This window comes from Streptomyces sp. NPDC003038, assembly GCF_040611115.1.
Classification (GTDB): Bacteria; Actinomycetota; Actinomycetes; order Streptomycetales; family Streptomycetaceae; genus Streptomyces.
This window is the reverse complement of the sequence record NZ_JBEXNN010000001.1, coordinates 426,583-439,345: the sequence shown is the minus strand read 5'-3', so window position 1 is coordinate 439,345 and position 12,763 is coordinate 426,583. Positions and strand designations below refer to the sequence as shown.

General features: G+C 71.0%; 9 protein-coding genes and 1 pseudogene. All 10 read left to right on the top strand.

Annotation, left to right across the window (positions count from 1 at the left end; translation table 11 throughout):
• The first annotated feature begins 123 nt into the window (after positions 1-123).
• Positions 124-1,143, top strand: coding sequence for a rod shape-determining protein (locus ABZX75_RS02040; protein WP_069923827.1), 1,020 nt, complete (start codon positions 124-126; stop codon positions 1,141-1,143).
• A gap of 184 nt (positions 1,144-1,327) precedes the next feature.
• Positions 1,328-2,269, top strand: a complete 942-nt coding sequence (mreC, locus tag ABZX75_RS02035; protein ID WP_355406775.1) for a rod shape-determining protein MreC — start codon at positions 1,328-1,330, stop codon at positions 2,267-2,269.
• A gap of 13 nt (positions 2,270-2,282) precedes the next feature.
• A complete protein-coding gene (gene mreD / locus ABZX75_RS02030; protein WP_355406773.1) occupies positions 2,283-2,978 on the top strand; it encodes a rod shape-determining protein MreD in 696 nt (231 codons plus the stop codon).
• Between the two features lie 13 nt (positions 2,979-2,991).
• Positions 2,992-5,163 carry a penicillin-binding protein 2 gene (gene mrdA, locus ABZX75_RS02025; RefSeq protein ID WP_355406771.1) on the top strand — a complete coding sequence of 724 codons (2,172 nt, stop codon included), beginning with the start codon at positions 2,992-2,994 and terminating at the stop codon, positions 5,161-5,163.
• 15 nt (positions 5,164-5,178) lie between these two features.
• Positions 5,179-6,378, top strand: a complete 1,200-nt coding sequence (gene rodA / locus ABZX75_RS02020; RefSeq protein ID WP_355406769.1) for a rod shape-determining protein RodA — start codon at positions 5,179-5,181, stop codon at positions 6,376-6,378.
• Between the two features lie 49 nt (positions 6,379-6,427).
• Entirely contained in the window at positions 6,428-8,038 is a 1,611-nt protein-coding gene (locus ABZX75_RS02015; RefSeq protein ID WP_355406767.1) for a CYTH and CHAD domain-containing protein, read from the top strand.
• Positions 8,039-8,111: 73 nt separating this feature from the next.
• Positions 8,112-10,037, top strand: coding sequence for a TIGR03960 family B12-binding radical SAM protein (locus ABZX75_RS02010; protein WP_355406765.1), 1,926 nt, complete (start codon positions 8,112-8,114; stop codon positions 10,035-10,037).
• A 171-nt stretch (positions 10,038-10,208) separates the two neighbouring features.
• Positions 10,209-11,192 (top strand): hypothetical protein, encoded by a 984-nt coding sequence (locus ABZX75_RS02005; protein WP_355406763.1) that lies wholly within the window; start codon positions 10,209-10,211, stop codon positions 11,190-11,192.
• Positions 11,193-11,302: 110 nt separating this feature from the next.
• Complete coding sequence (locus ABZX75_RS02000) at positions 11,303-12,082, top strand: TIGR03936 family radical SAM-associated protein (protein WP_355406761.1); 780 nt, start codon at positions 11,303-11,305, stop codon at positions 12,080-12,082.
• A 235-nt stretch (positions 12,083-12,317) separates the two neighbouring features.
• A pseudogene (locus ABZX75_RS01995) lies at positions 12,318-12,763 on the top strand (ribonuclease E/G); the annotation flags it as partial.

The window sequence follows — 12,763 nt, the reverse complement described above, 5'->3', positions numbered from 1 at the left end:
CGCGATGTCCGTACGTGCGGCACTACGATGGGGCCTCCACCCACACACCCACCTCGCCGACCTGACAGCAGCCGCTATCAAGTGGAAGGCCAGACGCTCCTCATGGGGAACAAGGGGAACAACATGTCGTTCATCGGCCGTGACATGGCGATCGACCTCGGGACCGCCAACACGCTGGTGTACGTGAGGGGCCGGGGGATCGTCCTGAACGAGCCGTCCGTGGTCGCCATCAACACGAACACCGGCGGCATCCTGGCGGTCGGCTCGGAGGCGAAGAAGATGATCGGGCGCACGCCCGGCAACATCGTCGCCGTACGGCCCCTCAAAGACGGCGTGATCGCCGACTTCGAGATCACCGAGCGTATGCTCCGGTACTTCATCCTCAAGATCCACAAGCGCCGCTACCTGGCCCGTCCGCGTGTCGTGGTCTGCGTGCCCTCCGGTATCACCGGAGTCGAGCGCCGTGCCGTCATCGAGGCGTCCACGCAGGCCGGCGCCCGTCAGGTGCACATCATCGAGGAGCCCATGGCCGCCGCCATCGGCGCGGGCCTGCCCGTCCACGAGGCCACCGGAAACATGGTCGTGGACATCGGCGGCGGCACCACCGAGGTCGCCGTCATCTCCCTCGGCGGAATCGTCACGGCACAGTCCATCCGGGTGGCCGGCGACGAGCTCGACAACGCGATCATCCAGCACATCAAGAAGGAGTACTCGCTCCTCCTCGGCGAGCGCACCGCCGAGCAGATCAAGATCACCATCGGGTCGGCGTACGACCTCGACAAGGACGAGCACACCGAGATCCGCGGCCGCGACCTGGTCTCGGGCCTGCCCAAGACCGTGGTCATCTCGGCCGCCGAGGTCCGCAAGGCCATCGAGGAGCCGGTCAACGCCATCGTCGACGCGGTCAAGACCACGCTCGACAAGTGCCCGCCGGAGCTCTCCGGCGACATCATGGACCGCGGCATCGTCCTGACCGGCGGCGGCGCTCTGCTGCGCGGCCTCGACGAGCGGCTGCGCCGTGAGACGGGCATGCCGATCCACATCGCCGAGGACCCGCTCGACTCCGTCGCGCTCGGGTCGGGCAAGTGCGTCGAGGAGTTCGAGGCGCTCCAGCAGGTGCTGGACGCGCAGCCCCGCCGCTGAACCGGGGCGCTGACCCACCCCTCGCTGCCCAAGGGGCCATGCGGAACACAAGGATCCGCCGTACGGGTGCTACCGGGCCCGTGCGGCGGATCGTTGATATACAGGCAGAGTCCGGTGCGAGCCCCGGCTCCACCGGAGCGGCTTCGCCGCACGAGTATCTACGAGGAAGGCACGGCCGCCGCACGTGAGGGACACACGAGAAAGCCGGCTGCTCCTGGTGCTTCTGATCGCCACCGCGTTCGCGTTGATCACGGTGGACATCAGAGCGGGCGAGGAGTCGCCGGTCGACGGTGCCCGACAGGCCGCCGCAGCGGTCTTCGGCCCGGTCGAGAAGGGCGTGGCAACCGCGGTGGACCCGGTCGCCCACGCCATAGGGGCGGTACGGGACTCCGGCGAGCGCCACAACCGCATCGCCACGCTGGAGCGCGAGAACGCGGCGCTGAAGGCCAAGCTGGGCAGCGAGGACCAGACCCGCAGCCGGATCCGCGAGCTCGACGAGATGCTCAAGCGGGCCGGCGCCGGACAGTACGGCATCAAGGGTGCCGAGGTCATCGCGATAGGAGCGGCTCAGGGCTTCTCCTGGACCGTCACCATCGACGCCGGCAGCAAGGACGGCATCGAGCGCGACATGACCGTCCTCAACGGCGACGGACTCGTCGGCAGGGTCAGCACCGTCGGCCCCGACACCGCCACCGTCGTCCTCGCCAACGACCCCGACTTCACCGTCGGCACCCGTCTGGAGAAGACCGGCGAGCTCGGCTTCGCCACCGGCCAGGGCGACCGTGCCCTGTCCGTCCAGATGCTCAACGGCAAGGCCAAGGTCAATCCCGGCGACCGGCTCGTGACCTTCGGCTCGCGCGGCAACAAGCCCTTCGTGCCCGGCGTGCCGATCGGCGAGGTCGTCAAGGTCGACCCCTCGCGCGGCGACCTGACCCGCACGGTCTGGGTGCGTCCGTACGTGGGTTTCTCGCGCCTGGACATCGTCGGAGTGGTCGTCATGCCGCCGCGCGAGGATCCGCGCGACGCCGTGCTGCCACCCAAGCCCGAGGCGCCCAAGCCCATCCCGACGGTCACCGTCACGGTCACCCCGTCCGCCAGTGCACCCGGCAAGCCGGCCGACGAGTAGGAGCTGACCGCCCATGCCCTTCAACCGCATCCTGCTCTCGGCCACGCTCGTCGTGGTCGCCCTCGTCGTCCAGGTCAGCGTCCTGGGCCGACTCCAACTGCCCGGCGCCGTCCCCGACCTGCTGCTGCTCACCGTCGTCGCCCTCGCCCTCGTGTACGGGCACCTCAGCGGCGCCCTCATCGGCTTCGCCGCCGGGCTCCTCGCCGACCTCGCCCCGCCCGCCGACCACGCCGCCGGGCGGTACGCGCTCGTCCTGTGCGTCATCGGCTACCTGGCCGGCCTGGTCCGCCCCGACGCCGGACGGTTCCGCTCCGCCTGGGGCCCGATGCTCACCGTCGTCGCCGCCGCGATCGGCTCCACCCTGCTCTACGCGGGCGTGGGCGCCCTCGTCGGCGACACCGCCGCCCGCCACGTGGGCCTGACCGGGCTGCTGTTCACCGCGACCCTCTACGACCTGCTGCTCGCGCCCTTCACCGTGCCGTTCATCATGGCGCTGGCCCGGCGCGCCGAGAACGACCCGATGGCCGTCGAGGCCAACGGCGGCTCGCCCCGGGGCACCGACGTCTCCTCCGGCTGGCTGGCCGGCGGTACGGGCCTGCGCATCGGCAGCCAGCGCGGCGGCCTGCGGCTGAGGACCGCGCGGGGCCGCGCCAACCGGGCCGTCCGCATAAAGGGCGTCAAGGGTGTGAAGAGCGTCAAGAAACTGTGAGGGAGGAGCAGACGTGACCAACATTCCGGAGACCGGCCGCACCTCCCGGGTGCAGATCCGGCTCGTCATCATCCAGGTACTCGTCCTCTCCCTCTTCTTCACCCTCGGCGGACGCCTCTGGTACCTCCAGATCCGCAACGGCGAGGAGTACTACCACGAGGCCAAGAGCAACCACGTCCAGCGGGTGGTCCAGCCCGCCGTGCGCGGGTCGATCCTCGACGCCCGCGGTGTCCCGCTCGCCGACAACGAGACCCGCCTGGTCGTCTCTGCCAGCCGCACGAAGCTGATGAAGATGAAGGACAGGGGCAAGGCCGTCATGACCCGCCTCGCCGACGTCCTGGACATGACCCCCAAGGAGGTCATGGACAAGGTCCGGCTCTGCGACTCCCAGACCCCCAAGCCCTGCTGGAACGGCTCCCCGTACCAGCCCATTCCGGTCACCCTCGAAGCCACCACGCAGCAGGCGCTGCAGATCCGCGAACGCCCCGAGGACTTCCCCGGCATCACCGCGGAGCCCACCGCCGTCCGCCGCTACCCGGCCCCCGGCGCGGCCCGCACCGCGCAGGTGCTCGGCTACCTCTCGCCGGTCACCGACGAGGAGATCCAGCAGGCCAAGGACACCGACTCGCCGCACCTGCGCTCCGACCAGGTCGGCCGCTCCGGACTCGAGCGCACGTACGACAAGGAGTTGCGCGGCAAGGCGGCGGTCACCTCGTACGAGGTCGACAACCTCGGCCGGGTCATGGGCCAGACCGAGTCCGACCCGGGCGTGGCCGGGTCCACCCTCGTCACCAGCATCGACGCCCGGGTCCAGTCCGTCGCCGAATACGAGCTCCAGCAGGCGATGAAGACCGTCCGTCAGGAGACCGACAAGATCACCGGCCGCAAGTACGAGGCCGACTCGGGCGCCGTCGTCGTCATGGAGTCCAAGACCGGCCGCGTCGTCGCGATGGCCTCCCAGCCCGACTACGACCCCAACGCCTGGGTCGGCGGCATTTCCGCCAAGGACTACGCCAAGCTCACCAGCAAGAAGTCCAACTACCCGCTGCTCAACCGGGCCATCCAGGGCCAGGCCCCCGCGGGCTCCATCTTCAAGGTGGTGTCGGCGAGCGCGGCCGTGCGGGCCGGCTACCCCTTCTACAGCCGCTACAACTGCAGCAGTTCCTACAGCCTCGGCGGCCGGAGCTTCGCGAACTTCGAGTCCAAGGGGCACGGCCCCATCTCCCTCGCCGACGCCCTCAAGTTCTCCTGCAACACCGTCTTCTACGCCCTCGGGCACAAGGAGTGGCAGCGCGACGGCGGCCTCGAGCCCAAGAAGGACGCCCACGACTGGTTCTACCGGACCGCCCGTGACTTCGGACTCGGCTCCGAGACCGGGATCGACCTGCCGAACGAGGTCACCGGCCGCATCCCCGACCGCCAGTGGAAGAAGAGCTTCTGGAAGGCCAACAAGAACTCCTGGTGCAAGCAGGGCAAGAAGGGCGGCACCTACGTCGAGCAGATCGCCTACGAGAGCTGCCTCGAAGGCAACCAGCTGAAGGCCTTCGACAGCATCAACTTCGCCATCGGTCAGGGCGACGTCCTCGTCACCCCCATCCAGATGGCCACCGCTTACGCCGCCATCAGCAACGGCGGCACCCTCCACGACCCCATCGTCGGCAAGGCCGTGATCAGCCCCGACGGCAAGCGGATCCAGATGATCAAGCCCAGGCCCCACGGCAGGCTGCCGGTCGACGCCCAGACCGTCAGCGACCTCGACAAGGGCCTGCGCTCCGTCGTCGAGCCCGGCGGCACCGCCGCCTGGCGGTTCGGCGGCTGGCCGCAGGACAAGATTCCGATGCGGGCCAAGACCGGCACCGCCCAGGTCTACGGCAAGCAGACCACTTCGTGGCTGGCGACCTACACCGACGACTTCACGATCGTCATGACGATCTCCCAGGGCGGCACCGGCTCCGGGGCCTCCGGCCCCGCCGTGCGCAACATCTTCAATGCCATCTACGGCCTCGACATGGCCGGCAAGCAGGACCCGAAGAAGGCCCTGCTGCCCAGGCCCGAGGCGAAACTGCCCAGGATCCACCCCGACGGCTCCATCGACGCCCCCGAGATCCGGCCGTACGTGCCGCCGTCCCCGGAGGAGCTGGCGCCGGCCGTGCTCGCCGGGCCGCCCGCCGCATGGCACGACTGAGGACCGAAAACCGACATGCAGACCGCGAACAAGTTCTCCGTCTCCCGGTACGCGCCCGAGCGCGGGGTGATGGCCCGGCTCACCGCCCGCGACTCGGTGGTGCGCCGGCTCGACTGGCCGATACTCCTCAGCGCGCTGGCGCTGTCCCTCATCGGCGCCCTGCTGGTGTGGTCGGCGACCCGCAACCGGACCCAGCTGAACCAGGGGGACCCCTACTACTTCCTCTACCGGCACGCCCTGAACACCGGCATCGGCCTGGTGCTGATGATCGGCACCATCTGGCTCGGCCACCGCACCCTGCGCGGCGCCGTGCCGGTCCTGTACGGGCTCTCGCTCGTGCTCGTCATCGCGGTGCTCACCCCGCTCGGCGCCACCATCAACGGCGCCCACGCGTGGATCGTGATCGGTGGCGGCTTCTCCCTCCAGCCCTCCGAGTTCGTGAAGATCACGATCATCCTGGGCATGGCGATGCTGCTGGCGACCCGGGTCGACGCGGGCGACCTCGACCACCCCGACCACCGCACGGTCGTCAAAGCGCTCTGCCTGGCGGCCGCCCCGATGGGCATCGTCATGCTGATGCCCGACCTCGGCTCCGTCATGGTCATGGTGGTGATCGTGCTCGGTGTGCTGCTCGGCTCGGGGGCCTCCAACCGCTGGGTGCTGGGCCTGCTCGGCTCGGGCGCGGCCGGAGCCGTCCTGATATGGCAGCTGGGCGTACTCGACGAGTACCAGCTCAACCGCTTCGCGGCCTTCGCCAACCCGGAGCTCGACCCGGCCGGCGTCGGCTACAACACCAACCAGGCGCGCATCGCGATCGGCTCCGGCGGACTGACCGGCTCCGGGCTCTTCAAGGGCTCCCAGACCACCGGCCAGTTCGTGCCGGAGCAGCAGACCGACTTCGTCTTCACGGTGGCGGGGGAGGAGCTGGGCTTCATCGGGGCCGGGCTGATCCTCGTGCTGCTCGGCATCGTGCTGTGGCGGGCCTGCGTGATCGCCCGGGAGACCACCGAGCTGTACGGGACGATCGTGTGCGCCGGGATCATCGCCTGGTTCGCCTTCCAGTCCTTCGAGAACATCGGGATGACGCTCGGCATCATGCCGGTGGCGGGGCTGCCGCTGCCGTTCGTGTCCTACGGAGGCTCGTCGATGTTCGCGGTGTGGGTGGCCGTCGGGCTGTTGCAGTCGATCAAGGTGCAACGGCCGCTGTCGGCCTGATGCCCCGTTCACCCTGCCGCTGAGATCCGTTCAGGACTAAATTCGGTCTATGGCGGACACGACGCGTGAGATCGAGCGGAAATTCGAGTTCACCCCGGCCGACGGGAAGCGCTCGAAGCAGTCGAAGCAGTCGAAGCGGGCTCGGCAGGAGGTGCCGGACCTGACGGGCACGGCCGCGATCGCGGCCGTCTCCGACCAGGGCACCGTCGACCTCGACGCCGTCTACTACGACACCCCCGACCAGCGGCTCGCCGCCGACGGCCTCACCCTGAGGCGCAGAACCGGCGGCGCGGACGCGGGATGGCACCTCAAACTGCCCGTCTCCCCGGGGATCCGCGAGGAGATCGCGGCGCCGCTCGGCGACGGCGACGACGGCGGCGGTGCCCGCGACGGCGCCGACGACGGTGACCGCGACGGCGCCACCGTCCCCGGCTCGCTCGCCGCCCTGGTCCGTTCCCGCGTCCGGCACACCGCACTGGAGCCGCAGGTCAGGATCCTCTCCTCACGCAGGGTCAGCCACCTCCTCGACGCCGACGGAGCCTTGCTCGCGGAACTGAGCACCGACACCGTGGTGGCCGAGCGCGACGAGGCCACCGCCGCCTGGACCGAGGTCGAGGTGGAACTCGCCGACGGGACGGACCCCGCACTGCTCGACGCGGTCGAGAAGACCTTCCGCAAGGCCGGGCTCCGTGTCTCCGACGCCCCCTCGAAGCTCGCCCGCGCCCTGGCCGAAACCGGTACCGCCCTCCCGGCCCGGCCCGGGCCGGGCGACCTCGACGGCACGGCGGGCGCGTACGTCCTGGCGTACCTCTGGAAACAGCGCGACGCCCTGATGGCCCACGACCCGGCCGTACGGCGGGACCTGCCGGACGCCGTCCACCAGATGCGGGTCGCCGGCCGCAGGCTCCGCAGCGCCTTCAAGACGTACCGCAAGGTGCTGGACCGCACCGCCACCGACCCGGTCGGCCGGGAACTGCGCTGGCTGTCCGGCGAGCTCGGCGTCGACCGCGATCAGGAGGTCCTGCTGGAAGGGATCCGGACCCGGCTCGACGAACTGCCGGGCAACCTGCGGGTGGGACCGGTCGACAGCCGCCTGCGCGCCTGGAACGACACCCGCCGCTCAGCATCGCGGCGCCGGGCCCTGGCCGTACTCGACAACCGGCGCTACCTCGCCCTCCTGGACTCCCTCGACGCCCTGCTGGCCGACCCCCCGCTGCGCAAGGCCGCCTCGGGACGCGCCGAGCGCGTCCTGCCGAAGGCGGTGCTCCGCGACTACGAGCGCCTCGCCGGCCGGATCGACGGCGCCCTGGACCTGCCCGAGGGCGACGAGCGGGACCGGGCCCTGCACGGCGCCCGCAAGGCCGCGAAGCGCGCCCGGTACGCGGCGGACGCGGCCGTGCCAGCGCTCGGCAAGCCGGCGAAACGCCTGACCAAGGCCGTGAAGCGGGTCCAGTCCCTGCTCGGCGACCACCAGGACGCCGTGGTCGCGCGCGAGGCCCTGCGCGGCCTCGCCGCCGAGGCGGAGGAGGCGGGGGAGTCCGCCTTCACCTGGGGCGTGCTCTACGCCCGCGAGGAGGCCGTGGCCGAGCGGTGCGAACGGGAGCTTCCGGACACCTGGGCCAAGGCCTCGGACCCGGCGCTGCGCGCGGCCCTGGGCTGATCACGTGGACGGGGGCCGACCGTGCCCCGGGGTACGCTTGAGAGTCGCCCCCTGCCCGCTTCACGAAAGTCGCGTGATGTCCGAGTCGGTCTTCCCACAGCTCGAAGCTCTGCTCCCGCATGTGCAGAAGCCCATCCAGTACGTCGGGGGGGAGCTGAACTCCACCGTCAAGGACTGGGATGCCGCAGACGTCCGCTGGGCGCTGATGTACCCGGACGCGTACGAGGTCGGGCTGCCCAACCAGGGCGTCATGATCCTCTACGAGGTGCTGAACGAGCGCGAGGGCGTGCTCGCGGAGCGCACGTACTCCGTGTGGCCGGACCTCGAAGCCCTGATGCGCGAGCACAAGGTCCCGCAGTTCACCGTGGACAGCCACCGCCCCGTCAGCGCCTTCGACGTCTTCGGGCTCTCCTTCTCCACCGAGCTCGGCTACACCAACATGCTCACGGCCCTGGACCTCGCGGGCATCCCGCTGGAGTCCAGGAACCGTACGGTCGACCACCCCATCGTCCTCGCCGGCGGCCACGCGGCCTTCAACCCCGAGCCGATCGCCGAGTTCATCGACTGCGCGGTCATCGGCGACGGCGAACAGGCCGTCCTCGACATGACCGAGATCATCCGTACGTGGAAGGCCGAGGGCCGTCCGGGCGGCCGCGAGGAAGTCCTGCTGCGTCTGGCCAAGACCGGCAACGTCTACGTGCCGGGCTTCTACGACGTCGAGTACCTGCCGGACGGCCGCATCGGCCGCGTCGTGCCCAACCGCTCCGGCGTCCCGTGGCGCGTGTCCAAGCACACCGTCATGGACCTCGACGAGTGGCCGTACCCCAAGCAGCCGCTGGTCCCGCTCGCCGAGACCGTCCATGAGCGGATGTCCGTCGAGATCTTCCGCGGCTGCACCCGCGGCTGCCGTTTCTGCCAGGCCGGCATGATCACGCGCCCCGTGCGGGAGCGAAGCATCACCGGCATCGGCGAGATGGTGGAGCGCGGCCTCAAGGCCACGGGCTTCGAGGAGGTCGGCCTGCTGTCCCTCTCCTCCGCGGACCACACCGAGATCGCCGACATCGCCAAGGGCCTCGCCGACCGGTACACCGACGACAAGGTGGGCCTGTCCCTGCCGTCGACCCGCGTGGACGCCTTCAACGTGGACCTGGCCAACGAGCTGACGCGCAACGGCCGTCGGTCCGGTCTGACCTTCGCCCCCGAGGGCGGCTCCGAGCGCATGCGCAAGGTCATCAACAAGATGGTCTCGGAAGAGGACCTGATCCGGACCGTCGCCACCGCCTACGGCAACGGCTGGCGCCAGGTGAAGCTGTACTTCATGTGCGGCCTGCCGACCGAGACCGACGAGGACGTCCTCCAGATCGGCGACATGGCGGTCAACGTCATCGCCAAGGGTCGCGAGGTCTCCGGCCAGAACGACATCCGCTGCACGGTGTCGATCGGCGGATTCGTGCCCAAGCCGCACACCCCGTTCCAGTGGGCGCCGCAGCTGTCGGCCGAGGAGACGGACGCCCGTTTGGGCAAGCTCCGGGACAAGATCCGCGGCGACAAGAAGTACGGCCGCTCCATCGGCTTCCGCTACCACGACGGCAAGCCGGGCATCGTCGAGGGCCTCCTCTCGCGCGGTGACCGCCGCATCGGTGACGTCATCCGCGCGGTGTACGAGTCGGGCGGCCGGTTCGACGGCTGGCGCGAGCACTTCAGTTACGACCGCTGGATGGAGGCCGCGCAGAAGACGCTGCCCGCGTACGGCGTGGACGTGGCCTGGTACACGACCCGCGAGCGCACCTACGAGGAGGTCCTGCCCTGGGACCACCTCGACTCCGGTCTCGACAAGGACTGGCTCTGGGAGGACTGGCAGGACGCCCTCGACGAGACCGAGGTCGAGGACTGCCGCTGGACCCCGTGCTTCGACTGCGGCGTGTGCCCGCAGATGGACACGCAGATCCAGATCGGTCCGACGGGGAAGAAGCTGCTTCCGCTGTCGGTCGTGAAGTGACCTCGGGCTGACGCCCGTCCGGACGTGGCCCCCACCGGGAACGGTGGGGGGCACGTCCGTATCCGTCTCCGGCCACCCCGTTCCCCGGGTGCCGTGCGGGGAGGACCGGGTATCGGCCGGCCCGAGGGGACCACGCGCAACGGTGGGGCGCTTTTTGGTGTCCTAAGCAGCATGGATATCGAAAAGCCGCAGCCCACGCAGGGTGGACACGGCTGTCTGGTGGGGGTCGTACGGATTCCCGTGAAGATCGTGGCGGTGCTGGTCGTGCTGCCCGTACGGGTGGTCTGGGACCTGCTCGTCGCAGGCGCGCGGGCCGCGCACCGGCACGTGCTCGGGCCGCTGTACGAACACGTCCTCGGACCGGTGCTCCGCGGCCTCGGGTGGGTGGCCGTCACCCTGCTGAAGCTGGTGTTCGTGTGGCCGTGGACCGGGCTCTGGCGGTATGTGCTCGTGCCGGTCGGTCGGGGCATCGGGTGGCTGGCCTCGGGCCTGTACGCCCACGTCCTCGCCCCGGCCGGACGGGCGCTGCACCGGTACCTGCTCGACCCGCTGGCGCGCGGCGCCATGTTCGTCCTGCGCCCCCTCGGGTGGGCGCTGGCCATGGCCCTCTTCGTCTGGCCGTGGGTGGGGCTGTGGCGGTACGTACTGCGGCCGGTCGGCCTGGGACTCGCCTGGCTCGCCACTGTGACCTGGCGTCATGTGCTCGTGCCGGTCGGTCGGGGCTTCGCGTGGGCGGCCGCGGCCGTCTACCGGTACCTGCTGCGGCCCGTCGGGCTCGGCATCGCCTGGCTCGCCGGCGGCCTGTACCGGTTCGTGCTCACCCCCGTGGGCAAGGTCATCGCCTGGGCCTGGCAGGTGGCCGGGCGGATCACCGGCGCCCTGTGGCGGGGGTTCAAGTGGGTCGGCTGGATCCTCGTCGGGTGGCCCGCCTCCCGGGTGTACCGGCATGTGCTGGCGCCCGCCGGGCGGCTCGCGCGGGAGGTGTGGCGGACGGTCCGCAGCACGGTGCGCGAGGTCCGGGCCGACGTGCGGCGGGCGCTGTTCGGTACTCCTCCCGTGGAACCGGCGAGGTCACGGGCGCGTACTCTGGGTAGTACGACAGCCGCCGACGCGGCACCCGCTGCCGAGATCTCCCTGTCCGAACGGCGGGGGTGAGCCGGAGCGGGTCGACAGACCTCAGGGCGACGCGCCGGCCGCGGAGCCCCGTACAAGGAGAAGAACCACTGGGCAAGCGACAGCCCGAAGGCCCGCCTCCCGCACCGGTGGTGCAGCGCATCCGACTGCGCTACACCAAGCGCGGCCGCCTCCGGTTCACCAGCCACCGTGACTTCCAGCGCGCCTTCGAGCGGGCTCTGCGCCGCGCCGAGGTGCCGATGGCGTACTCGGCCGGCTTCACCCCCCACCCCCGCGTCTCGTACGCCAACGCCGCCCCCACCGGGACCGGCAGCGAGGCCGAGTACCTGGAGATCGGGCTCGCCGAGTCCCGTGACCCCGAGAAGCTCCGTGAGCTGCTCGACGAGTCCATGCCGACCGGACTCGACATCATCGAGGCCGTCGAGGCCCGGACCTCGGGCCTCGCCGAGCGCCTGACCGCCTCCGTGTGGGAGCTGCGCCTCGACGGCGTGGAGCCCGCCGAGGCCGAGCGGGCCGTGGCGGCCTTCCTCGCCGCCGAGGCCGTGGAGGTCCAGCGCCGCACCAAGAACGGCATGCGGACCTTCGACACGCGCGGGGCCGTCGTCAGTCTTCAGGCGCTTCCCGCCCCGGCTGATAGGCCGCTGGACAATGCCTGTGCGATACTGCGGCTGGTTGTTCGGCATCTGACACCTGCCGTGCGACCCGACGACGTCCTGTCCGGTCTCCGAGCTGTGGCCGACCTGGCGCCGCCGGTCCCCACAGCGGTGACCAGGCTGGCGCAGGGGCTCTTCGACGAGGAGTCCGGCACGGTGACCGACCCGCTCGCGCCCGACCGCGAAGCTGACACGGCCGCCCCACCCACGGGCGCCGTGGCCGCCGACGCGAAGGCGCCGGAAGGTCCCGCCGCGTAGGGATCGTCGTCGTCGCGCAGCCCTGGCACTCGGGAGCCACCTGGGTCGGGCAGCGCATCTACCTGAAGACTTCCGCCAGGCCGTACGGACAACACGTACGGAACCGGCGGCCATGGACTACAGCTCCCGTGTGGCGAACGCGCCCCGGAGGCCGGCTCCGCGCTCATTACGCGGACCCGAGCCGGACCGGAAGTCAGCCGCGGCGCCCGGGAGCGTGACGGGAGAACCGCCCGCAATGCCCAGTACTGAAAACGAGAACACCAACAACAACACCACCGCCGGTAACGCCGACAGCGGCAGCCCGAGCGACAGCCTGCCCCCGCGCAGGCGTCGCCGCGCCGCTTCCCGGCCCGCGGGGCCGCCCGGCGCCCCCGGCGCCGAGAGCGCCGAGAGCACCCCGGTGGCGCAGGCCGCCCCGGCCGCCCCCGCGGAGGAGGCCGCTCCGGCCGCCGCTCCCGCCCGTGCCCGCCGCCGTGCGACCCGCGCCGTGGCAGCTCCCGTCGCCGACACCGCCGCCGAGGGCATGGTGATCGAGACCCCGGCCGCCCCCGCACCGGAGGCCGCTCCGGCCGCCGTCGCCGAGGCGCCCGCCGCTCCGGCTCCGCGTGCCCGTCGTCGTGCGACCCGCGCTGTGACGGCTCCTGAGGCTCTGGCTGCCGAGGCCGCTGTGGCTCCGGTCGC

What these genes read in the sequence shown, in the direction of transcription:
- ABZX75_RS02015 (WP_355406767.1), top strand. Translation starts at nt 6,428, where the DNA reads ATGGCGGACACGACGCGTGAGATCGAGCGGAAATTCGAGTTCACCCCG.
- rodA (WP_355406769.1), top strand. Translation starts at nt 5,179, where the DNA reads ATGCAGACCGCGAACAAGTTCTCCGTCTCCCGGTACGCGCCCGAGCGC.
- ABZX75_RS02005 (WP_355406763.1), top strand. Translation starts at nt 10,209, where the DNA reads ATGGATATCGAAAAGCCGCAGCCCACGCAGGGTGGACACGGCTGTCTG.
- ABZX75_RS02040 (WP_069923827.1), top strand. Translation starts at nt 124, where the DNA reads ATGTCGTTCATCGGCCGTGACATGGCGATCGACCTCGGGACCGCCAAC.
- mreD (WP_355406773.1), top strand. Translation starts at nt 2,283, where the DNA reads ATGCCCTTCAACCGCATCCTGCTCTCGGCCACGCTCGTCGTGGTCGCC.